Source organism: Haladaptatus marinus, assembly GCF_051194195.1.
The window spans coordinates 129,034-153,946 of sequence record NZ_JBLZNK010000004.1 but is presented as its reverse complement, the minus strand read 5'-3'; the positions used below and the strand labels follow the sequence as shown (position 1 = coordinate 153,946).

Sequence of the window (24,913 nt, the reverse complement as noted above, 5' to 3'; positions counted from 1 at the left end):
ATTAATGCAGGATGTCGACGTTTTCGGCCACCTTCCGGATAGCGTGACCAATCGCTTCCATCCCTCCTTCCTCAGCGAGGAGAACCTGATGGGACATGCTGATGTTCGTCGAGGTCACCTCTTCTACGCCCGGCAAGAACATGTTACGGTAAGTAGGGACGGAGGCATTTGCGGGTACTCGGGCTTGCACGACGTTGCGGGCGAACGCAGGCTGCTTGTACATCGGCATCACGTAGCCCTTACTCGCTGGAACACCCTCGGCACTCAGCGCTTCGAGGAAGTCATCACGCGAGAGACCGTCGAACGCTTCAGGGTCGTATTTCAAATCGTAGAGGCAGTAACCTCGCGCCGTGATGCGGTCGTCTTGCGGTTTTGGTGAGATGCCGTCGATGTCTGCCAACTCCGCTCGGAGACGCTCATCGTTGCGACGCCGAGTCGCCAGTTGGTCGTCGAGATCGTCGAGCTGTGCACAAAGCAAGGCCCCTTGGAACTCGGACAAACGCATGTTCGAGGCGAGTTCGTAGTGACGGTACACCTTTCCATCCATCCGACCGATGTTGTGGACGAGTCGTCCCTGCTCGGCGAGTACATCGTCATTGGTAACGACCATTCCGCCTTCACCCCCGGAGAGTGCCTTCGAAGCCTGAAACGAGAAGGTACCTACGTCACCGATGGCACCGACTCGCTCTCCGCGCCACTCTGCACCCTGGGCGTGGGCGGCGTCTTCGACGAGGAACAGGTCATGCTCCTCGACAACGGGAAGTAATTCATCGAAGTCCATCGGATACCCCGCAATGTGAACACCGACAACACCGACGGTGTTCTCGGTGACTTGCTCAGCGACGGCGTCGGCGTCGAGGTTGTAGGTGTCTGGATCAATGTCTGCGAAAATGGGGACTGCACCGAGTTCTGTCACCGCACTCGCGGTGGCGATGAACGTGTACGGGGGGACGATAACCTCATCTCCGGGATGGACGTCGAGCATTCTCAGAGCGACCTCGATAGCTGCAGTACCGTTTGAGACGGCGATACCGTACTCGGCGTCCTGGTAATCGGAGAACCGTTCTTCGAAGGTGTCTACCCACTCGGCGTCCGAGTAGTTACGACACCACGCTTCGGTTTCGAGTGCATCGAGAATGTTCTCTTTGCTTTGTTCGGTACACTGTGGCCAGCTGGGAAATGATAGTCCCTCGGCTGCTGCGGGTCCGCCGTGCAAGGCTAACTCGACCATACACTCTAACGCGGGGCCATGATAATAAGTGTGCGTGGTGTGTTACTCTGGTATTAACTGAACGTTGGTTGGAGAAACAGTTTTGACAACGGCACTGTTGGATGAGGATATGTCTGCTCGCATCGGAGTTGTCGGACTCGGAACGATGGGAACGAACCACGCGACTCGTCTCGTGGACGCTGGCGCAGAGATCGTCTCCGGCGTGGACGTGAACGAGGCGGCCCGCAAAGCATTCGAAGAGCAATTTGATGCCGTGACCTACACGAACCACTCGGCAATGTATGAGTCCGATCTCGATGGCATCGTAATTACCGTTCCGAACGCCCTTCACGAGGAGGTCGCGGTGACGGCACTGGACGAGAACGTCCACACACTGGTCGAGAAACCGCTCGCCCACTCCGTCGAGAGTGCCCAACGGATCGCGACTGCCGCCTACGAAAGCGAGGCGTTCTGCGTAGTCGGCTTCGTGATGCGTTATTACAAGACCGTACAAAAGCTGCTTGCGCTTCGTGATGAAGGTGAATTCGGAGACATTGTACATATCGATGCACACTACGTCCGACGGCACAATCGCCCCACGAGTGGCTGGTTTATCGATCCCGAATTAGCAGGGGGCGGCGCGCTCGTCGACATCGGTGTCCACGTCCTCGACCTCGCGCTGACGCTGCTCGACTTTCCCGCCATCAACGGCATCTACGGTCGCACGCGTACGCCTTCGGGGCACGATGTCGAAGACTCTGCGTCGGCGTTTATTCGATGTGCGAACGATGCAACCATTGGTCTCGAGGCGGCGTGGGTGTCGAACGGCCCCGCGACTCGAGAAATCGTCGTCCGTGGGACGGAGGGCGGCGCTGCTCTCGATATCGAGAAGGATGAATTGCGTATCTACTCCGGTTCGGACGGCGACCCAGAGATAATCGAGACGGAGAGCCAAGATTGGCTAGCACCCGAAGACGAGGCGTTCGCGAGAGCAGTCGAGAACGGAATGCCGCCGACGGTTGGAAGCCTCGAGGAAGCAGTAACGGTACAGCGGGTGCTGGATGGCGTATACCGTTCTGAAAGTTGTGAAGAAGGTGTTCATATCTGATAATTACCTACGTTTAAGATAGCTCGTGTGAACCATTCACGCAATGACTACTGATAGAAAGACGGTTTCAGTTGGGCTGCTCTCGACCGCACACGTACACACGGACGGGTTCGCCACGCAATTACGTGACCGCGAGGACGTAACGTTCGTGGGTGTTGCCGACGACGACGAGGAGCGTGGACGAGAGACCGCCGAACGATACGGCGTCGAGTTGCTCTCGACAGAAGTATTACTCGATAAAGTGGAAGCCGTCTGTGTCCTTTCAACGAACACGACCCACGGAAAGTGGGTGCGTGCGGCCGCCGCTGCAGGCGTAGACATACTTTGTGAAAAGCCATTGGCGACGGACCTTGCAACGGCCCGGGAGCTCGTAGATGTCTGTGAGGACGCTGACGTTCGACTGGGAATGATGATGCCGCTCCCGTTCAGTGCGCCCGCGCGCCGAGCCAAACGAGCCTACCAGGCGGGTGCGCTCGGTGAGCTGCAAGTCGCCACCGGCATGAACCGTGCGAAACTTCGTAACCGCCACGAAACCGGTTGGTCGGCAGACCCCGAACACGCGGGCGGGGGAGCAGTGATGGATCATACGGTTCACATTGTCGGGTTAGTGCGCTGGATAACCGGCCAGGAGGTCGTCTCGGTTTATGCCGAACTTGCGACGATGCACGATGGGCCCGAGACGGAAGACGTGAATGTCTTATCGATGGAACTGGACGACGGCACACCGTTCACCTTGGATGGCTCGTGGGATCGTCCAGACAACTGGGATTACTGGGGCGATGCGACGCTGAATCTCGTCGGTACGTCGGGCGAAATCAACGTCGACTGCTTCGACTACACCTTCCGCGAGACCCGCGACGAAGGGACGACACCCGGCATCAACAGCGTCTACTACGGCGACGAGCCGAACATTAGCCTGTTGGATGACTTTTTGAATGCAGTCCGCGAAAATCGACCTCCGGAGATCGATGGACGGGACGGACTCCGTGAGGCGGCGGTCTGTGTTGCAGCATACAAATCTGCAGAACGTGGCGAACCGGTCGAAATAGAGTTCTAATCGCTACGATCGATCTCGACCCACTCGTCATCGTCGGCGGATTGGTAGATCGCATCAAGGACGCGTAGGACGTCCAAGGCGTCATCGAGGGTTGCGGGATTCGGCGCATCACCCGCGCACGCGTCGAGGAACTGGTCGAAGAACTTGAGTCCCCAATGACCACCGTAACCGGGTGCGGATTGATACTCATGGGTGATGCGGCGGTGAGAGGTACTGGCCCACGATGCGTCCGATGAGTCGAGGTCGAGTGTGGTCTCGTCGTCGAACCCGAACGTCGCACCTATCGGATCCCACCGACTTCGGCCACTCTCCCCATAGACGTTAACGCGGGTGTCGTACCGTCCCTCACGAAGGAAATAGCCACAGGTATGGGTGCCGACCGCACCCGAGGCCGTCTCCAACTGCAGAGTCGCACCGTCCTCCACATCGACTTCGTTCGTTCCGTGGTCGATCTGGGCGTTCACACGGACGATAGGATCGTCAAGAATCCAGGGGAGGAGGTCGAGCCAGTGGACGCCAAGCCATTGGACAATACCGCCGCGACTTGCTACTCGATCGAAGAGGTAGTGATCGGTGTCCCGAGTGTCGAGGTTGGAGGCAATAAATCGAAGGACGAACCCGCGGATGCTGCCGAAGAACCCCTCTCGCTGGCGCTCCCGAAGCTCACGAGCGATCGGATGGCCGCGCCACGTATAGGAAACACCGACGGTGGCTGGCGATTCACGCGCTCGTCTCGCAATCGGTTCGAGTTCAGCGGCGTTGCGTGCGACCGGTTTCTCGGTAAATACGTCAATGCCGTAGTCGAGTGCCGTGTTGATTACCGCCGGTGTCTCTCGGTTCGGAAGGGTGAGCCAGAGCAAGTCAACGTCGGTAGCCTCGAGTAGTTCCGCGGCGTTGTCGTACACTGGACATCCCGAAAGTGAGTCGACACCGAGCGTAGCGGGTGTGTGGGTAGCATCGGCGACCGCCGTCACCTCGGCGTCAAGTTGGTCGATACTTGCCAGATACGGATCCCTGTGGTGATGGTTAAGTCCAACGTAGCCGATTCGAGTGGTCATGAAAATGCAGGTATGACCTCCTCACCGAAGCGCTCCAAACAGGTAAGCGTCGAGGACTGCGGTTGACCAGGGAACTGACATCGAATGAGCACGTGATCCACGCCGAGGTTCTCGTACACTTGCAATTGCTCAATACACTCCTCAGGAGAGCCGATGACGAACTTTTCGTCAAGCTCCTCGTAATCGACTTCGATTTCGTGTTCGTCCATGTAGGTTTGACCCCAACGAGCGTACAGTTCATAGAGGTTGAGCAAGTACGGTTCGATCGTGTCTCGAGCCTCTTGTGTCGAGTCTGCGACGAAGCAGTCTCTCATTAGGATGACGTCGTTGTCCGCGCGATCCATCCCGAATTCGTCAAGGGCATCCTCGTAGACACCGATTTGTTTGGTGAGGTCGTCGGTCGTGGAGGACGCGCTAGCGATCCACGCGTCGCCTCGATATGCTGCCCGCTTGATGGCGATATCAGCGTGACCACCGATCCAGACCGGTATGTCGGCAGGGCGTGGACTGACGAAAGCGTCCTCGAACGACCAAAAGTCGCCGTCGTGGTCTACCGAGTCCTCCGTCCAGAGTTTCTTGAGTACTGTCGTCGACTCAAGGAAGCGCCCGACGCGTTCGTCCATCTCGACACCGAACGGTTCGAGTTCACGCTCGCGATAACCGAGTGCCGCCCCGAAAGACATCCGACCTCCGGAGAGCTGGTCAATATTGGCGACGTACTCCGCGAGATGCAGAGGGTTGTACAGTGCAGGGAGCATGGCGGCCGTCCCGAGCTCTAACGTGTCGGTTCGTGCGGCGATTGCAGCGAGAGCGGTCAGTGGCTCGACGAACCCTTCCTCGTGAACGTGCCGTTCGCCGAGCGTTGCCGAGTCGAAACCAACCGCTTCCATCAGCTCGGCTTGTTCATAGAGGTCCGTTGCTTCGAAATCGGTGTCTTTCGTATGATACTGGTTTAGAAATACACCGAACTTCATGTCGAGTCCTCCTGCGCATCTGAACGCCAGATCAGTTCATCTCCGGATTTCGATGAAAGCATGTGTCAAGCATTGCACTACGGGTATATTATATTTTGCCCTGGTCGAATAGTTTACAATCTGAACACGGTATTTTTAACACCTATGTTAGTGTTCACGACTATTATGTGTGTTTGGTATTCCCAAACATTTATAGCTCAATAACTGTATCTGACTGAATGATGATGGAGAACGCCCGAAACCCGGTCAAGGCGGTGCAAACAGCACTGCGGATCGTTGATACCCTCCAACGTTACGAGACGATCGGCGTGACGGAGCTTGCCGACGAAATAGACGTATCGAAGGGAACCGCCCACTGCCACTTAGCAACGCTACGTGAACATGGTTACGTCGTCAAGGTGGATAAAGAAAAGTACAAGCTCGGACTCCGATTCATGGAAGTGGCCCACAACGTTCAGACACGGTTTGACATATACGATAACGTCAAGGACGAAGTCGAACGGTTAGCGTCCGAGAGCGGCGAACTCGCGCTGTTTACCGTTGAAGAACAGAACCAAGGCGTTTGTCTGTATAAAGCGGCCGCCGAGCAGGCTGTTCAGACCAAACTGCACGTCGGTTATCGAAACGACTTGCATCATACGGCGGTCGGGAAAGCAATTCTCGCATTCCAACCGGAAGCCGAACGTGAACGCTTCCTTGACGAAACCGAACTCGAAGCGAAGACTGAACGAACTGTCACCGACAAAACTGCGCTCAGGGAAGAGCTGGAAGAGATACGCGAGACTGGATTCGCATACAACCGGGGCGAGACGATTTCCGGACTCGTCGGCGTCGGTGCTCCCGTCCGCGGGCAAAATGGGGAGGTATACGGTGCTATTAGCGTCATTGGCCCCACGAGTCGAATGGACGACGACCGCCTCGAGGAAGTGGCAGCGATGATTCACCACGCCGTCAACGTCATCGAAATAAACGCCACAGCACTCTGAATATCGTTTCGAGTTAGAAAACGGGGATCTCACACTGTGTTCGCAGGTGTAACGGCCACCACTATCATTTTGGTTTCATTATCGCGCAATCGCGTTAGAATCCGATCGATAATCGACGATGGTATTACAGATCTAGAAATGTAATTCATATTTCTCGCATCAATTCTGTACGTGTAAATTGCACAAACCCGTTCGGCATTACGAAACACAACAAAACCGTTCGCTTGGTAGGCAGTCACCCGACGCATTGCTGTGGTCGAACAGAATGGAGGAGAACGAACGACTCGTGGAACTCGATGAGACGGGAAATGGTAGAGTTTCCGTGCCTGCGCACGGAGCTGCAGGAATCTCGACTACCCTGGGTGTCGTATACTACTCGTCCAACCCAAGAGTGGTCGATAACCGGGCGACCTCGCCGTCGTCAGCTGCGCCGAGACCCACCCTTAGGACGAGATTGGATACAGATAGATGGGGAGTGACGACGAGCATAGCTTCGCAACTGAACCCACGCCGGAAACCAGCTCACTCAATACTCGACAGCAACCGGTTCGCCACACTTGGACGATTCGTAAGCTGCCGAGACAACTGCGACGGCTTCGACGCCCTCCTCGCCGGTAATCTTGGGCGGACGATCCTTACGTACTGCATCAATGAAATCGGTGATAAGACCTTCATCGGGATTCGTCCCCCAAAACACTGACTTTGTGCCGGCATTTTCTCCAGCGTTTACCGTGTGGGTAAGCCGCTGGCCGAAGCAATTGACGCAGATGCTTCCCTTGTTTCCATGAAGTTCGAGACCGGCCTCACCCCACGTGCGCCATGAGTCGGGCCGACTCCATGACCCGTCGAGAATAAACTGGGTTCCGTCCTCAAGTTCCATCGACAGGACGTTCACATCTTCAACGGCGATATCATGGAAGCGGGTGCCGAGTTCGGCGTAGACCTCGGCAACGCGACTCCCCGTGAGATAGTGAACCAAATCGACGATGTGGACGGTATGATCGGTCGCCGCGCCACCGCCAGCGCGTTCGGGATCGGTAAACCAGCCTCCAGGCATCCGCCCACGGTTGGTCCCGGAGATGGTGTGGAGGGTACCGACGGAGTCGGCTGCGAGCGCAGCTTCGGCCCGCCGGACCGGTTCGCTGAAACGGAGTGGCATCGCCACGCCGAGTTTGACATCTGCCTCCTTGCAGGCTGTAATCATCGCTCGGGCGTCCTCGGGTGATGTCGACAGCGGTTTCTCACAGAGCACGTCCACGCCTGCATTTGCCGCCGTTTGCACCCACTCTCCGTGGGCAGCGTTCGTCGAACAGACGACAGCGGCGTCAACACTGTCGAGAAGGTTCGTCGTGTCCAGATACTCCACGCCGTAGCGGTTGGCTGCCTCCTGCCCACGCTCCGAATCCTCGTCCGCAACGCCAACGAGTTCGGTATCGTCCATCCCCGCAAGGAACGTCGCATAGGTGTCCGTATGAACGTGCGCCGCCGAGAGGACACCAACACGGATGCTCATACGTCCACCCCCTCGACCGAGACCTCGGCTGGTGTTACGGGTCGACCGCTTTCGGCCGACTCCTTTGCGGCCAACGAGAGTCGCAACGAGTCGACAGCGTCCCCAACGGACACCGCAGGCGTCGAGCCAGTCTCGACACAGTCGAGAAAATGTTCGAGTTCGCTGCGATAGCCGTCAATGGCAACCGGACTTTCGACGCACGCTTCGTCGCCCGAGTACGTTGCAAAGGGAGCTTCGTCGGGCGTGGAGAATTCGATCAATCCGTCATCTCCCGCGAGTTCGAGATCGGTCGTCAAGGCACCACGGGCCGGTTCCTGTGCCCACGACGCCTCAACGTATCCGACTGCGCCGTTGGCGAAGCGGAGGGTAGCGATACCATGTTCCTCGGGCCCATTCCGGCGAGTACGCGCATACACGCGCTCGACATCGCCCCAAAGCCAGCGAAGATAGTCGAAGTCGTGGATCGCGAGGTCGACGAAGACGCCACCACTGCGTTCGCGGTCGGCGTACCAGTTGTCGGATCCCCACGTCGGGAACGGTGCGAGACGCCGCGCCCGTGCAACACCGGGGGAACCAATACCGCCGTTTTCAGCGAGTGCTTTTGCGCGTTTATATTCCGGAAAGTATCGAAGGACGTGGCCCACCAAACAGGTGATACCGGTGTTCGCAACGACATCGCGAAGACGTTCAGCGGCCGAGAGCGTCGGAGCGATCGGTTTCTCCACGAATGTGTCGAGGTTCCGTTCGGCGGCTGCGGCGACGAGGTCGGCATGCGTATCCGTTGGCGTACAGATGTCAACGGCGTCTATTTCGGCTGTTTCGTAGAACGTGGCGGTGTCTTCGTATGCCTCGGCGTCAAGGTCGTGTTCCTTGATGAAGGAACTAGAGCCGGTCGGCGCGACGACGGCACTCACCGTGACGTCCATCTCTCGATACCGTTCAACGTGGGTGCGAGCCATGAATCCCGTACCAACAAGTCCAACTCGTGTCACATCTGCCTATCGTCGCCATTCGTTATAAATTCTATCTCCTCGGAAACGGAAACTTGCACCAACATCGAAGAGCGACCGTGGAGTAGAGTTAAGACATCGCCGCACGCTTAGTGACAAACGTATGAGAACCAAAGATCAACAAGGACAGAAGAGGGAATCGTCCGCAGACGAACCGTGGTTGATCGGGACGGCCAGAGCAGACATAACCCCAACAGAGTCGCAGTGGATGGCTGGCTACGCCGCTCGTGACGCACCAGCCAACGGAACAAAAACGCCGCTCTGTGCAACCGCTGTGGCGATAGCCGACGCCAATGGAAGGGAAGTCGTCTTTCTCAACGTTGAACTCATCTCGATTCCGCGGGCGTTGCGCGAGACCGTTGTCGCAGGTGTCGAATCAGAATACGACCTCGACGCTGATGCGATCGTTTGTACAGCAACGCATACCCACTCCGGCCCAATCCTCAGCGAAGTACGCGCCCGAATTTACGGCATCGGTGACGAGGGTATCGAAGACGCCCTGACCTACCAAAACCAAGTCGGTGAGACACTTATCACACTCGTGGGTGAGGCGAGAGCAGACCGCACTACAGCAAGTCTTTCGTACTCACATGCCCGGTGTGGGTTTGCGATTAACCGCCGTCTTCCTGTCGAGGATGGTATTGCCCACGTTCCTAATCCCGACGGTCCGGTCGATCACGACGTACCGTTGCTCGTTGCCGAGAGCGATGGTACCCCTGTTTGTATGCTCTTTGGCTACGCTTGCCACGCAACGACGCTGAAGATGGACGAGTACTGCGGTGACTGGCCTGGTTACGCGGTTGACGAAATCGAGCGCCGCTTTCCCGAAGCCATCGCCACGTTTCTCCCAGGATGTGCTGGCGATCAGAACCCCTACCCACGCCGAACACTTGACCGGGCAAAAGAGCAAGGGACAGCGATGGCAAACGCTGTCGAAACGGCTGTCAAAACCGCTCGACAGCCCGTTCGTGGTCCGCTCCGAACTGTGTACGAAGAGCCGACACTCAAGTTCGAAGGACCGCCGACGGAGGCCGAAGTCGCAGCGATGCAAGGAGACAACGACCCGTACTGGTCACGCTACGGCGACCTGCTCGCCGCTGAACGAAAGCGAGCGGATGAAATCCGGACGGAATACCCATATTCGATGCATGCGATCGGATTTGGAACCGACCTCACAATGCTTGCGCTCGCTGGTGAAGTGGTCGTCGAGTACGCCCACCAATTGAAATCTATGATCCCCGAACCACTCTGGGTGGCAGCTTACGCCAACGACAGCTTCACCTATATCCCGACGGCACAAATGCTCATCGAGGGTGGGTACGAGGGCGGTGACGTGACGCGGTTCCGCCGATATCCGGGGCGGCTCAAACCAGATGTCGAAAAGCGGGTACTGCGTCACGGTCGGATGCTAGCCGAAAGGGTGGGTAGCCCCGTACAGGAACGGTAGCGAGTGGATTTAAATGTTGGTCAGTCGTACTTCGACCCAACAGATGGCCGATGCCACGACACGCATTTCGATAGATAACCGCCGTCAGCAACTCCTCGATCTCTACGCCAAGAACGCTCCGGACGGGTTCGCAACACCGGTAGAGTCCCATTCACGTGCATATCTCGAACTCCCGACGCTCGAGCTCCGACAAAAGGGAAACGCTGTGCCGCCAATCGAGAAAGACAACTTCGAAATGACTATCGAACACGTACAGGAGCGACGAGACTGCGCCGACTTTGGACTGGCTGCACTCCTGCGTGCACTCTACCGATACGGGAACACGCCAAGTAAGGTTGTGAATGGGAGCACGTGTCGTGGAGTCGATGAAATGCTTGACTCTGATATTTTCTCCAAAATCGAGGAGGCAGTGACTGGCTTCGCGTACTGGTTCGACGAACCAGGGGAACACGAGATGTGGTTCAGTACGGAAAACCACCAGATACTGTTCCACACTGCCGAGCTACTCGCGGGACAGCGATTCCCCGACGCGACGTTCGCAGATGGACAAACCGGCGCGGAACATCGGAACCGAGCGACCAAACGCGTGAACCGCTGGTTGGGGTGGCGGCTTCGGTTTGGGTACAGTGAGTGGACCTCGAACGTCTACTATGACGAAGACCTCGCGGCGCTCGTCAACCTCGCGGACTACGCGGCTGACCCGTCGATTCGCAACCGGAGTCGAGCGTTGCTCGACCTCACCCTTTTCGAAATCGCCTGTAATTCCTACGATGGTATCTTTGGGTCAAGCCATGGACGGACCTACCCACAGCAAGTCGTCGCACCCGAAACGGAACCGACCAGTGCGGTCGGATTTCTCTGTTGGGGTCGCGGCGAACCGGCGGATGGCCTTAGTCGCTCGGGCGTCCTCCTCGCAACGAGTGAGTACCGTGTTCCGGCAGTTATCCAAACGGTCGCGCGGAACGATGGCCCATTCGAACATTACCAGCGTCAAGGATTGGACGTGGCGGACGCACCCGCGTACGGACTAAAGCCCGATAGCTACGAAGACCAACTGTTCTTCTGGGGATCACTGGTCATGGGTCATCGCGATGTCGCGCCGACTGCGCTCGAACACATCTCGTCCAACTACCGGCTCCGCTACCCCGAAGTCGAACAGCCAGTGCGCTACCACACCGAATCTTCCACCGACTCCGGTTACGAACCGGGTCCAAATAACACGGCGCTCACCCAGTCAGTGGTCGCAACCTACCGTACCAGCGACTACATGCTGAGTGCCGTTCAAGATTTCCGGAAAGGCAAGTATGGGTTCCAACATCATGTTTGGCAAGCGACCCTCGGTGGACGGGCGCTCGTATTCACCAACCACCCGAAAACAGATGGCGAGGAGGCCGCAACAGGACAGTATTGGGGTGGAACAGGCTTGCTCCCGCGTGCGTTCAGCCACCGCAATGTCGCTGTCTGTTGCTATCGCGTTGGTGAGCGGCCCTATGTACCTCCCGAAATTCCCGGTTTCGACCCGGAGTTGGCCGATGTACCGTACACACACGCCTACCTTCCTCAAACCGCTTTCGACGATATCGTCGAACGAAACGGGTGGGTGTTCGGTCGGAAAGACGAAGGCTACCTCGCGTTGACTGCGACTGCACCAACGACGTGGCGCGAGCCGCGAGATGCAGACCGAGGGACGTTCCCAACAGTCGATGCACCCTACGAATTGGTCGCCGATGCTCCACGGGTGGCGTGGGTCTGCGAACTCGGACGACGGGTGAATTATGGCGAGTTCGAAGCGTTCGTGGATCAAATCGCGACTGCTCGTGTCGGGGGCGAGAATGCGAACATCCGCTACGAATCACCATCGGTTGGGCGCGTTGAGTTCGGTTGGAAGTGTTCACCTCATATCGACGGCGAGCCCATAGCATTCCCCGACCAACATCGTTTCAAAAACCGATATTGCACTACGACATTCGACGCAGATCGATACGAGATACAGAGTGAGAAAGACCGACTCGTCGTCGACGTCGACGAATGAGCGTCGGAGTATCGTATAGAGAACTGCTGGCGATGGTGTCGGTTTGTCGGGTGGAATTAGGGTGACCTCGTCATCCCGACAGTTCGACGAGCAACTGGTCGCAGTCGTCGACGACCACGACCTTCGGCGCCAGCTGTGGATTCAAGGTTTCGAACTCAAAGGCAAGTCGGCGACCGGCGATGTCTGGTTTGCGACCCGAACCGTACTTGACCTCGCTGCCAGTGTCTTCATGTGGGGTACGACGGCTGTCGGACCGCCTCGGAGATCGCTCGCGTATTCGCTGAAGTAGTCAACGGGCGTCGCAATGGCTGTTGGAATAGTTAAAATAATATAATATAAACTACACGAACCCGATCATTTCTTTTCTCAACTACCTTGATTGGAGGCGCGGCTATCTGACTATTGTAACCAACAAAGTTATGCACGTTCACGTTATATTGTTGGTTAAGGATGTACAGCACTGATGTCGGAACCAACCAAACCCCAACCCTCCGATTTATTGCCGAAATACGTCGTCGAAGGGCTCCAAAAACAAGACAGCGAGACGCTACGAGCCGTCGCACACTATGCACAAGAACTCCGCGTCTACTATGCAGCACAGGCGGAGGTCGATCGCACAGCTGCCGCCGACACTCATCACATCGAACGGGCGACCGCGGATGAACTCGCCGCTAAGGCACAAAAGAAGGGAATCCCCGAAGACGTCGCAGATTGGAATACGATCTTAGAAAAGGGCGTTCCTGCGAAAGCATCGATCGTGACGAAAACCATCAACGACAATCAGTACTACTATTTTCAATGGCGCGAAGGCGACCGTATTAAATCGGAATATCTCGCCCCAGTGGGTTCAAAATAGCATTTTTCGGCGGCAATGGTATCCTACTATGAGTGTGTGAAAGGCTACCTCATTCTAACCAACATTACTAAATCGAACAATACTGTAGGTTAAAGATGGAAGGGGACATACCAACACACCGAGGCTAGATCCTCTTCGTCTCGTGTAGAAAGGAATCAAATTGTAATGACGGAATCCGATCCCCCACTCTGGTGTATCACGTGCGATGCTGCGCTCGTCCACCATCATGAACAGCAGACACTGACCTGCTCTGCTTGCCTGCGGGCTCTCCGCGACGCAGTCCATGACTACAAACGCACGTTGGAGTCTACTCGAAAGTATGAATGAACGACCGACCAACTACACACCCCCGTCACCGGAGTATTTGTGATTGACCCGCTGCTCGTCGGTAAAGGAATCCAGATGCACAAAAGTGAGCGATCAACGAGTTTATTGATATTAAGCTTCCCGTATTGTCAGTCTTTCGTTCAAGCCGGCCTCTCATTTGTCCGTTTCCATTACAACTATAGAACTGTAATTGGCAAAGGGTGATTCTCCTTGAATCGGATCGAACTACCGTAGCCATTATTGGCCAGCAATAATCTTCGTAAGGCAGATTCGTTTGAAGCTAATTGAGATATAAATCAAAAATAAAAGAAATGATAAAATATCATTAATATCATATTAAATATAATTAAATTATAAAAATTTTACATAACATGGTAAATAGAGAACCAATGTTCATTTCGAGTAGGTTGTAAATCGCCTGAAAACGAAATTTCTTTCAATTTCTTTCAATTTATATCGATTTTGATCTACGTGAAATAGAGAACGTCTGTCTAAGAGTAGTTGAGATTAAGCTCAATCATATTCACTGCACCGCTCAATAATTCGGGGATCGTCTCCATAAACCGGGCTCCTTTCATGCGGCTGGAAGGTGCAGAGATACTAATGGCCCCTAGTGGGTCTCCCTCCGTTGAGGTTATCGGCATCGCAATACAGCGGAGACCCTCCATCCGTTCTTCATCGTCGATAGCAAAGCCTTCGTCACGAACCGTTTCCAATTCGTCAAACAATTCGTCACGATTGGTTACACACCCCGGAGTCGTTGCCGGAAGCCCGTGCTGGTCAAGGATAGTTTCGACGCGTTCTTCAGGCATAGATGCGAGAATGGCCTTTCCGAGCGCACTGGCATGAAGGTAGGTACGAATACCGGTGTACGTATCCAAATCGACCGCCTGGTCTCCGTTTGCACGATATAGGTAGATACCCAGTCCGTGTTCCTCGGTCAACAAGTTTGCCCGCTCGCCCGTCTCCATTGCCAACTGTTTTACTTGCGATTCTGCAGTTTTGTACAGATCCATCTGACTGCGGGTGTAACCACCGATATCCAGGAACTTCAGACCTAATCGATACGTCCCAGCCTCGCTGACAACGTAGCCGTGTTGTTCGAGCGTAGCCAAGTGATTGTGAACTGCACTTTTCCCCATATTCAATCGGTCTGCAAGTTCGGTGATCCCACAACGATCGCTCTTTTTTAGCTCTTCAACGAGCCGAAGCGTTTTTTCGGTCGTTTGCACCGGATGTTTCGCAGTATTTTCCATGATATGCTCTCTCATCCCCAATACTAAAGTCTTATTCTGATATGGAGAACAAGTTAGTTAACAATACGATAAAGTTTATTTAAGAGTCTAGAGTATTGCCGCTTTATTTATTACTTTTACCTCATTGTTCTCGTGATCAGAACGAAATAACGGCGTTGTTGACCAATCCATTCGCTCCAATCATACTATAGTCATAACCTAAAGTAATCACGTCCGGAAAAATTTATACTGTACCATCGGAATTCGTTAATGTGGCACCAGAAATAACGAAAATAGAGAGCACTGAATTCAAGTATCCGTTAGAGGACGTTGGCACAGATAAACACGGCTTCAATCTCGTTTACGAACCTGGAGCAACCACTGATCGAAAATTGTTCGCGATCAAGGTTCACACCGATACCGGTATCACTGGGGAGTATGTGGGTGGTAACTCTCCAGGGGCAGCCCAATACAACACCGTTGCGGATTATCTTATCGGGAAGAACCCGCTAAAACGCGAAAAGCATTGGAGCGAGGTCAAGCGTGCCCTCAGAAAATACGATCGGATGGGAATCGGCCCGATCGATATCGCACTGTGGGATTTCGCAGGGAAATATCACGACGCACCGATTCACGAACTGCTTGGAACGTACCGAGAGCGCATACCATCCTACGCGTCCACCTATCACGGTGATGAGAATGGTGGACTCGATTCGCCGGCAGCATTCGCTGATTTCGCCGAAGAGTGCCGTGAGCGCGGATTCCCCGGATACAAGATTCATGGATGGGGAGGAGGCGATACCGCCCGGGATCTCGACCGCGAAATCGCGGCCGTGCACGCAGTTGGAGAACGCGTCGGGGATGAAATGGACCTGATGCACGATCCGGCTTGTGAGCTAGAAACCTTCGGCGATGCGCTCAAATTAGGACGTGCGCTTGATGAGGAGAGCTTTTTCTGGTACGAAGACCCGTTCCGCGACGGCGGGATTTCCCAGCATGCACATAGAAAGCTTCGGCAGTCGCTTGACACCCCGATCCTGCAAACTGAACACGTCCGTGGTCTCGAGATGGCCACTGACTTCGTCGCGAACGAAGCAACCGATTTCGTACGTGCAGACCCCGAGTACGACGGCGGTATCACGGGCGCGATGAAACGTGCCAGGGTGGCGGAAGGGTTCGGACTCGACGTCGAATTTCACGCACCCGGCCCCGCCCAACGGCACTGTATCGCGGCGACACGGAATTCGAACTACTACGAACTCGCACTTGTTCATCCGAAGTGTCAAAACACGCAACCACCCGTCTATGAAGGAGGTTATTCAGATATGATCGACGCAATCGATAGCGACGGGACGGTTCCGGTTCCAGAAGAACCCGGTTTGGGTGTGGATTACGATTGGGACTACATCGAATCGAATACCACCGGAAGTGTCCACATCTACGATTGATCATCCCGTAGGGTTTTTATCTGACACACAGAGGTACAGTGCGGTGGTTTCGCACCGCTTGTAGAAGCCGCTCGTACTCGCGACGACTTGCGTGTGATTCACGATCCAGTTCCCATTTCCATTACTGACGGTGGATTCGATGATATAAACAGTGTGAACATCTCGCAATTCGACAAGAAATAATTATCACGTCCCGTTCACTGTGTGAACGTATGGCAACAAACGCGGTCACGAGATTCGAGTCGTCGTTACAAACCCTCGATATTCCGTCTGTAAGCACAACCCCGCATGGGTTTACCGAAGTACTCACTGAGTATATCGAACTGCCTGCCGTGGGCGTTCCGTTAGACATCGAAGGCATCTCGCTCGAAGAAACGGATGCGACGCTTTCTCCGTCATCGCAGCAACTCGTAGATGCGAAAACCGGCATCACTCCCGCCGCGCTTGGTGTTGCAGCACATGGGAGTCTGCTGTTACAGTCCTCCCCCAAAGGTACCGAACCGGTCAGCCTCTATCCACCGCGTCACGTCGCCGTGGTTCGTGAAGAGGACATTGTTCCGGATGTTCGCGACGCGCTCGAATGGTTGGATGGCGAATTCACCGACGGTCGACGCTCCGCCGTCTTTGCGACTGGCGTCAGCGCAACCGGTGATATGGGCGCGCTCGTCGAAGGGGTTCACGGGCCAGCTGATGTGCGTGTTATCATCGTGGAGGATCGATAGATGAGCAGCGATACCCGTCGTCGGAAGGCTGCAAAAATCCGCCATCTGCTGGAGACTGAAGGCGAGAGCGTTCACGAGAACACGACTCACTTCAACGAAGAGCGATACGATGCCGTCGAAGAGTTCGACGACTACGAGGCGGTTCGTGCCGAAGCACGTGCCATCAAGGAGGATGCCATCGAGCGGCTTCCCGAACTCGTAGAAAGGCTCCGTGATTCCATCGAAGAAAACGGTGGCACTCTCTATATCGCTGATGACGCCGCAGATGCCAACGCCTATATCCGAGACGTTGTCGGTGAAGCCGGTGGAGACACCGTCGTGAAGAGTAAGTCGATGACGACGGAGGAAATCGAGGTGAACGAGGCGTTGGAAGCGGACGATGTCGATGTCTGGGAAACGGATCTCGGCGAGTTCGTTCTGCAGGTTGCAGACGAAGCCCCCTCCCACCTCGTCGGGCCATCGCTACATCGGACGACCGACGATGTCGCCGACCTCTTCAACCGATATTTCGACCCCGACGAACCATTCGAGACGGCGGAACAGCTTACCGAGTTCGCGCGCGATTATCTCGGTGACCGGATTCGAGCTGCCGATGTCGGGATGACTGGCGCAAACTTCGTGCTCGCGGACTCGGGAACGATTACGCTCGTTACCAACGAAGGGAATGCACGAAAATGTGCGGTGACCCCTGACACCCATATCGCGGTCACCGGTGTCGAGAAGATACTCCCGTCGCTTTCCGACCTTGGACCGTTTATCGAACTCATCGCACGGTCGGCCACTGGGCAGGATATTTCACAGTACGTATCGCTGTTCAGCCCGCCAACCGATTCCCCCACGTTGAATTTCGAGGATCCCGAAGCACCGGCGTTTGGAACGGATGGGGACCGCTCGTTTCACCTCGTCCTAATCGATAACGGCCGGTTGGCGATGCGGGAGGACGAGCAGCTGCGGGAGACGTTGTACTGCATCCGGTGTGGTGCCTGCGCAAACTCCTGCGCGAACTTCCAGCACGTTGGCGGCCATGCCTTCGGCGGGGAAACCTACACCGGCGGTATCGCTACCGGTTGGGAGACGGGGGTTCACGGCATCGAGAGTGCGGGCGAGTTCAACGATCTCTGTACGGGATGTTCGCGCTGTGTGACCGCCTGTCCGGTGAAAATCGATATCCCGTGGATCAACACGGTCGTTCGCGACCGACTCAATCACGACCATGACCACTCCGAGTTCGATTTTCTGGTCGAAGGATTGACTCCCGATGAGGAACCAGCGAGGCTGGACCTCCAGAAACGAGCGTTTGGCAACTTCGAAACGATGGCAAAGGTGGGGAGCAAAACGGCGCCCGTTTCGAACTGGGTACTCGATTCGTCCCCGGTCAGGAATGTTATGGACCGATTTGTGGGAATCGACCAGCGTCGCGAACTCCCATCGTTCAGGCGGGAGTCACTCGTCGACTGGTTCGCGGCTCGGGGTGGGAGCAAGGTTCGTAGTGCCGACCGAACTGCCGTACTCTACCCAGATGTTTACACGAACTACGTCCTCGTAGAGCGCGGGAAAGCTGCCGTCAACGTTCTCGAATCGCTGGGAGTCGAGGTTATCATTCCGGATGTCCCCGGAAGTGGACGAGCACCACTCTCGCAGGGGATGATCGACACCGCCGAAACGAAGGCCAAACAGGTCTCAGACCGGCTTCGAAGTTATATCGGCGCGGGTGCTGACATCGTCGTCATCGAACCGAGCGACCTGGCCATGTTCCGCCGTGATTACGAAAAACTACTCCCCGCTCGCGTGTTCGATATGCTCTCGGAAAACAGCTACGAGGTTCTCGAGTACGTCTTTGGTCTATTGGAAAACGGTGCTGAGGCAGACTCACTCTCGAATGCCGACTCGAGACTCGCCTACCACAGTCATTGCCAGCAACGGACGTTAGGACTCGATGCGTACACCGAGGCGGTATTCGAGCAGCTCGGGTACGATGTCATCACCTCCGATGTCGAATGTTGTGGCATGGCCGGCAGCTTTGGCTACAAATCGGAATATTACGAACTGAGTATGGACGTGGGTTCGACCCTCGGCGACCAGTTCGCCGATGCAACCGACCGGACGATTGTCGCCTCCGGAACCTCGTGCAGCGAGCAACTCACTGATCTCCTGAGTAGCGATGTGAAACACCCTGTCGAAATACTTGCACCCGACGGGCGCTGACGCCTGCCTTTTCGCAGTATTTCCAGATTTGACGTGGGGTAAAAGCGTTACAGAACGTCGAAATATCGTATCGAAAACTGTCGCGGCGATACTGCTCGAACAATGGGGGTGTTATCGGTACTTTCTCCTCTCACGGAGTAAAACCTATAGCACGTCCCTGAGAATCAAGAAGGCGTATGTGTGGAACATTTCGCGGGTATCGCCGAAACGATGGCCAGATCGGCGTCCGTAATTACGTCGCCATCATCCCGACGTCAGTGGCGGCCAGTCCGGTTGCCCGTCATATCGCGACCGAATCCGGCGCGTGGGCACGTGCCACGCCCCACCAAATGGGGACGACACAACCCGACCCGGCACGGAGGCAAACCGAGCGCGTCTTGGCTGGCGTCGGTCGAAATCCGAACGTCGGTGCCGCCGTCGTCCTCGAACTCGGTACCGAAGACATCGATGCCGATTCGCTCGCGGATCGAATTGCGACGAGTGGCAAGCCGGTCGAGACGCTCTCGATTCGTGATTGTGGAGGGACGAAACGGACACTCGAAGCCGGACGGAATCTCATAGAGAACTTGTACGAGGGGATATCGCAGGCACGACGCGAGGATGCGGATATGTCGGAGCTGATTTTTGGCGCGGAATGTGGAGGAAGTGACGCAACGAGCGGTATCGCGGCGAATCCAGCGGTGGGAAACGCCGCAGACCGACTCATTGCTGCGGGTGGGACGGCTTGTTTCAGCGAGACGCCGGAATTCATCGGTGCAGAACATATCCTCGCCGAAAGATGTGCTGATGAAAAAACTCGCGAACGGCTTCTCGAACGCGTCGAAGCGCGTGAGGGACAAGCGAAACTGATGGGTGTCGACCTCCGTGGAGCACAACCCACACCCGGCAATCAGGAAGGAGGGTTGACGACGATCGAAGAAAAGAGCCTCGGAGCGATTGCGAAGGGTGGAACGACCCCGATACGGGGCATCGTCGATTACGGCGAAAAATTACCGGCTGGCAGTGGACTCATCCTAATGGATACGCCCGGGTACGATGTCGAGAGCGTCGTCGCAAAGGTCGCTGGCGGAGCGCAGATAATCGCCTTTACGACTGGTCGAGGGTCGACGACAGGGAACCCGATAGCGCCGGTCATCAAGGTCACGGGTAATCCGGGTACATGGAAAAATATGCAGAGTAATATGGACGTAAACGCGTCGACTATCGTCCACGGAGAGGAAATCGAGGCAGTCGGTGAACGGGTTTACAAGACCATCAAAGCGGTCGCAAATGGACAACGAACCGAAGCTGAACGCCGACAGCTTCAGGAGTTTGCAATCAACGAGATTCAGCCAAAGGAGTTGGAGGGTACAGTATGAAAGGCGAAGTGATCGAAGATGCGGCGCTGCTCATGGACCGCCGGGACTCAGTTGCGACCGCACTCGAAGATCTCGAGTCCGGACGCGTGCTGAAGTTTGACGGTCAGAAAATCGCACTCACCGACCGGGTTCCGTTCGGGCATAAATTTGCACTCGATCCGATGGAGAGTGGAGAGGAGATTTACAAATATGGTGCCGTTATCGGCCGTACAACGGCAGACGTTCCCGCTGGTACCTGGGTACATACACACAATTGTGAAAGTACTCGTGGTCGGGGTGACCAGGAGGGTACCGAACGATGAAAAAGTCGCTCCAAGGATACGAACGTTCGAACGGGGAAGGCGGGATTCGTAACCACGTTCTCGTCGTTCCATCGGTGATCTGTTCCCATCACGTTGCCGACCGAATCGCAGCACGACTTCCATACGCTCGAGCGACCCCACACGATCACGGATGCGCTCAGCTCGGGGCGGATAACGAGCAAACGTCGCGAACGCTCGTCGGCATCGGAACCAACCCGAATGTCGCAGGCGTTGTTGTGGTCGGACTCGGCTGTGAAGAGGTGCAGAGTACGGAAGTAGCTGCCTCGCTCTCCGAACGAGGTGTACCCGTCAGAGAGATTTCGATTCAGGACATCGGAAGCACTGAAGCGTGCGTCGAACAGGGTGTCGAACGAGTTCGAGAGCTATGGGCGCAAGCGGACAGCCGCGAGAAATCCGTCCCACTTCGGAAGTTGACCGTCGGTGTAATCGCAAGTGACCTCCGCGAGAGCACATGCGAGGTCGCAGCACCCCTCGTCGGCGATGTGATCGATGAATTAGCTGAGATGGGTATCCGAATCGTCGCTGCAGGAAACGAACGTCTCGTCGTCCATCCGGCGGCCGCACTCGAACGAACCGCTCCAGACGCTCATTCCGACCTCGAGGCGTTGCTTTCCCGGCACCGAGACAAGCCACCACGAGCGACGCATGTCGGGATGCGTGCTGCAGCGGGGGATTTCGACGAGATAACTCGTGAATGGGGTTCGGGTGACATCAACGAGGTGCTGGAGTATGGGTTCGCTGCATCTCACGATTCCGGCGTTGGAATCGTCGATTCACCGTCACGGTTCGAAGAAGCAGCGACCGGACTGGTCGCAGCCGGCGCGAATCTACTCATCCATCTCACGGCGGATGGGATTCCCGCCGGCCATCCGATCGCCCCTGTTATCAAGGTCTCCGGAGAGCACTCCACAGTCACGGCGCTTGCCGAAGACATCGATATCGACGCAACAGCGGATACGAAAAACGACCTGCTGACGCGGATTCGAACTGTCGGGAACGGCGGTTCCTGTGCGGCGGACAAGCATGGCCTGACGGAATTTGCGATTACGCGTGTCGGACCCTCGATGTGATCAACAGATGGTATCTGTACACTTTCACCCATCGACGACGGCCCCGAGTCGAGGCTCGATGCATCGTACCGGTGTCTTCATAAGCGGTGGTTACAGTGAATAGTAACGACCGACGAACCGTCGCTGTCGCATCGTTCGCACATGGACTAGTACACACGTACGAACTCACCATTCCGCTCCTCATTCCGATTTGGATGACGACGTTCGCCGTCGATACGGCGATGATCGGATTCGTCGTCACTGTCGGCTACGTCCTGTTCGGCCTCGGAGCGCTTCCGAGCGGAATTCTCGCCGATAGCTACGATACACGCAAACTCATCGCGATCAGTGTGCTGGGAATGGGTGTCGGATTCGTCACCATAAGTCTCGCACCGAGTATTTTCATCCTCACGGTCGGTCTGATAGTCTGGGGTGCGTCCGCGAGTATGTATCATCCAACCGGGCTCTCACTGATCAGCCGCACCGTCTCGGAACGTGGGCGCGGGCTAGCGTTTCACGGCGTGGCTGGTAACGTGGGAACTGCAGTTGGCCCACTTCTCGTTTCAGTGCTTCTCTTGGAATTATCTTGGCGATACGCGGCTTCGTTCCTCGTCGTTCCGGCGCTCCTCGTCGGTATAGGTACGCTTTTTGTTCCCATCGAGAAACCTGCTCGCGTGAGCAACGGAGGAGTGTCTGTCGATTCACAGGGTGGGTTTTCGATCGCCGAGTTCGGTGCATCATCGAAACGGCTCTTCGCTCGTGGGTTCGCCGTGATATTCCTGTTGGTAGTTTTAGAAGGGTTGTTCTACCGAGGTATTTTGACTTTCCTCCCTGACGTCTTCGACACGGTAATCACGTCGAAGTCCGCCATCACACCTGACTTGTTTCGTGGGACGTCCCAGTACCTATACAGTGGATTGCTGCTCGTCGGAGTCTTCGGTCAGTACGTTGGTGGGTGGCTCGTCGATCGAGTGAGTCCCGTCCGCGGACTCGTTTTCGTTTTTCTCGGGTTGGCGGGTGTATCCGCCATGTTTGCAGCGATCACGGAACCCAGTGTGTGGAATCTTGTTCCTCTGAGTATTCTTCTTGGCGTGTTTCTCTTCGGTGAGCAGCCGCTTATGCAGGCCACCGTCGCGGATTTCTCGTCATCCGATGCACGTGGACTGAGTTACGGATACACGTACGTCGGCGTCTTTGGCGTTGGTGCGTTGGGTGCCTCTATCGCCGGATACGTCCTCACGCGCGCGAGCTTTTCGTGGCTCTTCGTCATACTTGCGATGCTTGCCATTATCGCCGCAATCGTTTCGGAGCGGCTTCGACGGGGGGACAACAGAAGTGTAGAAGTTAAATAATGCGCGCGGTATAAATTTGCAGAAATATTTTCATCATGTACACAACAGAAATGTTTATTAACCATGTATGATTTTATCTGACAAGGTAGTAGAGGTTACAGTATGTGTGCGAAGGTAGAACAAGAACCACCACAAACAGAGCATAGCACGGTCGAAGAAACAGTCTTACCGAGCAAGGAAGGAATTTCATTTCCGGAGCCGCCGGCGGAACTCAAATCCGGGTCTCGGAACTGGAAGAAGTTACTCGCATATTTCGGCCCTGGTGCGATCGTCGCATCCGTCACGCTGGGATCTGGTGAAACGCTGTTCGCTCCCCGTGGAGGTGCTATCTTCGGCTTATCGATCATCTGGGCATTAGTCTGGGCAGGCCTCGTGAAAGGAATAATGACGTATTCAGGTGTTCGGTATTATACCCTCACGGGTGAGCACGTAATGTCCCGCTGGACGAAGTTACCGGGACCACGAGGATGGTTCACCCTCCTGATGGGTGGGATCGCCATCGTCGCTTTCCCATCGTGGGTCGGTGGGCTAGCCAAGATGCTCGGCCAAATCACGGCATGGGTTCTTGGACTCCCGATGAACGATACCATGTTTGCGACGATCGGAACCATCTTGATGGTCGCAACCGCCGGTTTGGTCTTCGTGGGTGGGTACGATTACGTTGAGCGCGCTCAGATCGTCATCGTTGCCTTCCTCTCGGCGACCATCGCCGTTCTCGCCATTGCCGCTCAACCATCTCTGTTCGGTGTCCTCGGTGGCTTGGTTCCATCCATGCCTTCCGATTATGCTCCGTTCGTTTACGATAAATACCCGACTGTCGCGAGTCGATCCGTCTGGATCGAAGTCGTCACGTATATGGGTGCGGTCGGCGGTGGTATTTACGACTACATCGGCTACGTCGGCTATTCGAAAAAACGTCGCTGGGGCATCCTTCGACGTTCCGATTCCGAAGACGTCTCCGACGTTGTCCGCGAGCTTGCACCCGGAAAGGAGGTGCCACTTGACGTGAGCGAGAGCAACCTGCAACGAGCAAAATCGTGGTTGAAAGCTCCACAGATCGACGTCCTGATTTCGTTCACAGCGATCACCTTCTTTACGGCCGCCGCGATGGTGCTGGGCGCTCAGAGTCTTCACGAGGCACAGTTGATCCCCTCCGATCTCGACCTCTACACGTTTCAAGCGCAGTGGTTCGCCGCCATTCACCCAGGCCTGACGATCCTTTGGAAGATCGGCGTGTTCTTTGCGCTATTCGGAACGCTCTACGCGACGTGGGAAGGATACACATGGACGTGGCTGGAAACGGTCAAGCCCTTCTCGAAAGCTGCGCGTAGCCTAGAGCGCAAACGAATGGGAACGGCGCGCTTACTAACGGTTGCATATGCTGGTGGATTCGGACTCGTTCTGATGTGGTCAGATCTATCTGCTGTCGCGATCGTCACTCCGGCATCCATACTGGGCGGTGTGTTTGGATGCGGGCTCTGGTGTTGGGCGATGCTTTGGGCCGAGCGAACGGCACTCCCAGAAGAACTTCGTGGTGGGTGGAAGCTCACCGTCGGACTCATCACTGCAGGAGCGTTCCTGACCGGTGCAGGAATTATCTCCATCGTCGAATATCTCGGCCTCGCGTCGTTCTAAGCGACCTG

Annotated in this window: 21 protein-coding genes; 15 read left to right on the top strand and 6 right to left on the bottom strand. The window is 55.8% G+C overall.

The genetic code is table 11. The features are described 5' to 3' along the window. Nucleotide 1: 1 nt before the first annotated feature. Entirely contained in the window at nt 2-1,231 is a 1,230-nt protein-coding gene (locus tag ACN2TU_RS14730; protein ID WP_435156396.1) for a DegT/DnrJ/EryC1/StrS family aminotransferase, read from the bottom strand. Between the two features lie 109 nt (nt 1,232-1,340). Between ACN2TU_RS14730 and ACN2TU_RS14725 the strand changes: the two genes are divergently transcribed. Together ACN2TU_RS14725 and ACN2TU_RS14720 are read left to right on the top strand one after the other, a co-directional pair. Next, nucleotides 1,341-2,318: a Gfo/Idh/MocA family protein gene (locus ACN2TU_RS14725; protein ID WP_435156395.1), complete on the top strand. Its 978-nt coding sequence runs from the start codon at nt 1,341-1,343 to the stop codon at nt 2,316-2,318. Between the two features lie 43 nt (nt 2,319-2,361). Then, nucleotides 2,362-3,375, top strand: coding sequence for a Gfo/Idh/MocA family protein (locus tag ACN2TU_RS14720; RefSeq protein ID WP_435156393.1), 1,014 nt, complete (start codon nt 2,362-2,364; stop codon nt 3,373-3,375). Here the strand turns inward: ACN2TU_RS14720 and ACN2TU_RS14715 are convergent. Both ACN2TU_RS14715 and ACN2TU_RS14710 read right to left on the bottom strand, forming a co-directional pair. After that, on the bottom strand, nt 3,372-4,433 hold the full coding sequence (locus ACN2TU_RS14715) for a Gfo/Idh/MocA family protein (protein WP_435156391.1): 1,062 nt from the start codon (nt 4,431-4,433) through the stop codon (nt 3,372-3,374). The two genes, ACN2TU_RS14720 and ACN2TU_RS14715, sit on opposite strands and share 4 nt — an antisense overlap. Beyond that, nucleotides 4,430-5,407 carry an LLM class flavin-dependent oxidoreductase gene (locus tag ACN2TU_RS14710; protein WP_435156389.1) on the bottom strand — a complete coding sequence of 326 codons (978 nt, stop codon included), beginning with the start codon at nt 5,405-5,407 and terminating at the stop codon, nt 4,430-4,432. The genes ACN2TU_RS14715 and ACN2TU_RS14710 overlap by 4 nt, the downstream gene beginning before the upstream one ends. 218 nt (nt 5,408-5,625) lie before the next feature. Here ACN2TU_RS14710 and ACN2TU_RS14705 point away from each other — a divergent pair, with 218 nt between their 5' ends. Continuing rightward, nucleotides 5,626-6,393 (top strand): IclR family transcriptional regulator, encoded by a 768-nt coding sequence (locus ACN2TU_RS14705; protein ID WP_435156387.1) that lies wholly within the window; start codon nt 5,626-5,628, stop codon nt 6,391-6,393. 526 nt (nt 6,394-6,919) lie between these two features. Here ACN2TU_RS14705 and ACN2TU_RS14700 read toward each other — a convergent pair. Beyond that, nucleotides 6,920-7,906, bottom strand: a complete 987-nt coding sequence (locus ACN2TU_RS14700; RefSeq protein WP_435156385.1) for a Gfo/Idh/MocA family protein — start codon at nt 7,904-7,906, stop codon at nt 6,920-6,922. Then, a complete protein-coding gene (locus tag ACN2TU_RS14695; protein WP_435156383.1) occupies nt 7,903-8,898 on the bottom strand; it encodes a Gfo/Idh/MocA family protein in 996 nt (331 codons plus the stop codon). Before ACN2TU_RS14695 ends, ACN2TU_RS14700 begins: the two co-directional genes overlap by 4 nt. 121 nt (nt 8,899-9,019) lie before the next feature. Here ACN2TU_RS14695 and ACN2TU_RS14690 point away from each other — a divergent pair, with 121 nt between their 5' ends. The 4 genes from ACN2TU_RS14690 (at nt 9,020) to ACN2TU_RS14675 (ending at nt 13,251) form a co-directional block, all read left to right on the top strand. After that, nucleotides 9,020-10,363, top strand: a complete 1,344-nt coding sequence (locus ACN2TU_RS14690) for a neutral/alkaline non-lysosomal ceramidase N-terminal domain-containing protein (RefSeq protein ID WP_435156381.1) — start codon at nt 9,020-9,022, stop codon at nt 10,361-10,363. A gap of 13 nt (nt 10,364-10,376) precedes the next feature. Continuing rightward, nucleotides 10,377-12,395, top strand: a complete 2,019-nt coding sequence (locus tag ACN2TU_RS14685) for a hypothetical protein (RefSeq protein ID WP_435156380.1) — start codon at nt 10,377-10,379, stop codon at nt 12,393-12,395. Between the two features lie 61 nt (nt 12,396-12,456). Then, complete coding sequence (locus ACN2TU_RS14680) at nt 12,457-12,684, top strand: hypothetical protein (protein WP_435156378.1); 228 nt, start codon at nt 12,457-12,459, stop codon at nt 12,682-12,684. A gap of 174 nt (nt 12,685-12,858) precedes the next feature. Next, the gene (locus tag ACN2TU_RS14675; protein WP_435156376.1) at nt 12,859-13,251 is read left to right on the top strand and encodes a DUF6788 family protein; all 393 of its coding nucleotides are present in this window, start codon (nt 12,859-12,861) and stop codon (nt 13,249-13,251) included. An 818-nt stretch (nt 13,252-14,069) separates the two neighbouring features. Here ACN2TU_RS14675 and ACN2TU_RS14670 read toward each other — a convergent pair. After that, nucleotides 14,070-14,834: an IclR family transcriptional regulator gene (locus ACN2TU_RS14670; protein WP_435156375.1), complete on the bottom strand. Its 765-nt coding sequence runs from the start codon at nt 14,832-14,834 to the stop codon at nt 14,070-14,072. A 251-nt stretch (nt 14,835-15,085) separates the two neighbouring features. On the opposite strand from ACN2TU_RS14670, the gene ACN2TU_RS14665 reads away from it, so the two are divergent. The 8 genes from ACN2TU_RS14665 (at nt 15,086) to ACN2TU_RS14630 (ending at nt 24,905) form a co-directional block, all read left to right on the top strand. After that, nucleotides 15,086-16,261 carry a mandelate racemase family protein gene (locus ACN2TU_RS14665; protein WP_435156374.1) on the top strand — a complete coding sequence of 392 codons (1,176 nt, stop codon included), beginning with the start codon at nt 15,086-15,088 and terminating at the stop codon, nt 16,259-16,261. 212 nt (nt 16,262-16,473) lie between these two features. Continuing rightward, a complete protein-coding gene (locus ACN2TU_RS14660) occupies nt 16,474-16,983 on the top strand; it encodes an LUD domain-containing protein (RefSeq protein ID WP_435156373.1) in 510 nt (169 codons plus the stop codon). Beyond that, nucleotides 16,984-19,188, top strand: coding sequence for an LUD domain-containing protein (locus ACN2TU_RS14655; protein ID WP_435156372.1), 2,205 nt, complete (start codon nt 16,984-16,986; stop codon nt 19,186-19,188). Nucleotides 19,189-19,364: 176 nt separating this feature from the next. Next, on the top strand, nt 19,365-20,546 hold the full coding sequence (locus tag ACN2TU_RS14650; RefSeq protein ID WP_435156370.1) for a UxaA family hydrolase: 1,182 nt from the start codon (nt 19,365-19,367) through the stop codon (nt 20,544-20,546). Then, on the top strand, nt 20,543-20,848 hold the full coding sequence (locus ACN2TU_RS14645; RefSeq protein WP_435156369.1) for a UxaA family hydrolase: 306 nt from the start codon (nt 20,543-20,545) through the stop codon (nt 20,846-20,848). The genes ACN2TU_RS14650 and ACN2TU_RS14645 overlap by 4 nt, the downstream gene beginning before the upstream one ends. Then, nucleotides 20,845-21,939, top strand: a complete 1,095-nt coding sequence (locus ACN2TU_RS14640) for a UxaA family hydrolase (RefSeq protein WP_435156368.1) — start codon at nt 20,845-20,847, stop codon at nt 21,937-21,939. The genes ACN2TU_RS14645 and ACN2TU_RS14640 overlap by 4 nt, the downstream gene beginning before the upstream one ends. Before the next feature lie 95 nt (nt 21,940-22,034). Beyond that, complete coding sequence (locus ACN2TU_RS14635; protein WP_435156366.1) at nt 22,035-23,270, top strand: MFS transporter; 1,236 nt, start codon at nt 22,035-22,037, stop codon at nt 23,268-23,270. Between the two features lie 102 nt (nt 23,271-23,372). After that, on the top strand, nt 23,373-24,905 hold the full coding sequence (locus ACN2TU_RS14630; RefSeq protein WP_435156364.1) for an Nramp family divalent metal transporter: 1,533 nt from the start codon (nt 23,373-23,375) through the stop codon (nt 24,903-24,905). The last annotated feature ends 8 nt before the right edge of the window (nt 24,906-24,913 follow it).

Bases quoted from the DNA above. Each gene is read 5' to 3' on its own strand.
- ACN2TU_RS14730 (WP_435156396.1), bottom strand. From the start codon at position 1,231: ATGGTCGAGTTAGCCTTGCACGGCGGACCCGCAGCAGCCGAGGGACTA.
- ACN2TU_RS14725 (WP_435156395.1), top strand. From the start codon at position 1,341: ATGTCTGCTCGCATCGGAGTTGTCGGACTCGGAACGATGGGAACGAAC.
- ACN2TU_RS14720 (WP_435156393.1), top strand. From the start codon at position 2,362: ATGACTACTGATAGAAAGACGGTTTCAGTTGGGCTGCTCTCGACCGCA.
- ACN2TU_RS14715 (WP_435156391.1), bottom strand. From the start codon at position 4,433: ATGACCACTCGAATCGGCTACGTTGGACTTAACCATCACCACAGGGAT.
- ACN2TU_RS14710 (WP_435156389.1), bottom strand. From the start codon at position 5,407: ATGAAGTTCGGTGTATTTCTAAACCAGTATCATACGAAAGACACCGAT.
- ACN2TU_RS14705 (WP_435156387.1), top strand. From the start codon at position 5,626: ATGATGATGGAGAACGCCCGAAACCCGGTCAAGGCGGTGCAAACAGCA.
- ACN2TU_RS14700 (WP_435156385.1), bottom strand. From the start codon at position 7,906: ATGAGCATCCGTGTTGGTGTCCTCTCGGCGGCGCACGTTCATACGGAC.
- ACN2TU_RS14690 (WP_435156381.1), top strand. From the start codon at position 9,020: ATGAGAACCAAAGATCAACAAGGACAGAAGAGGGAATCGTCCGCAGAC.
- ACN2TU_RS14685 (WP_435156380.1), top strand. From the start codon at position 10,377: ATGTTGGTCAGTCGTACTTCGACCCAACAGATGGCCGATGCCACGACA.
- ACN2TU_RS14675 (WP_435156376.1), top strand. From the start codon at position 12,859: ATGTCGGAACCAACCAAACCCCAACCCTCCGATTTATTGCCGAAATAC.
- ACN2TU_RS14670 (WP_435156375.1), bottom strand. From the start codon at position 14,834: ATGGAAAATACTGCGAAACATCCGGTGCAAACGACCGAAAAAACGCTT.
- ACN2TU_RS14660 (WP_435156373.1), top strand. From the start codon at position 16,474: ATGGCAACAAACGCGGTCACGAGATTCGAGTCGTCGTTACAAACCCTC.
- ACN2TU_RS14655 (WP_435156372.1), top strand. From the start codon at position 16,984: ATGAGCAGCGATACCCGTCGTCGGAAGGCTGCAAAAATCCGCCATCTG.
- ACN2TU_RS14650 (WP_435156370.1), top strand. From the start codon at position 19,365: ATGTGTGGAACATTTCGCGGGTATCGCCGAAACGATGGCCAGATCGGC.
- ACN2TU_RS14645 (WP_435156369.1), top strand. From the start codon at position 20,543: ATGAAAGGCGAAGTGATCGAAGATGCGGCGCTGCTCATGGACCGCCGG.
- ACN2TU_RS14640 (WP_435156368.1), top strand. From the start codon at position 20,845: ATGAAAAAGTCGCTCCAAGGATACGAACGTTCGAACGGGGAAGGCGGG.
- ACN2TU_RS14630 (WP_435156364.1), top strand. From the start codon at position 23,373: ATGTGTGCGAAGGTAGAACAAGAACCACCACAAACAGAGCATAGCACG.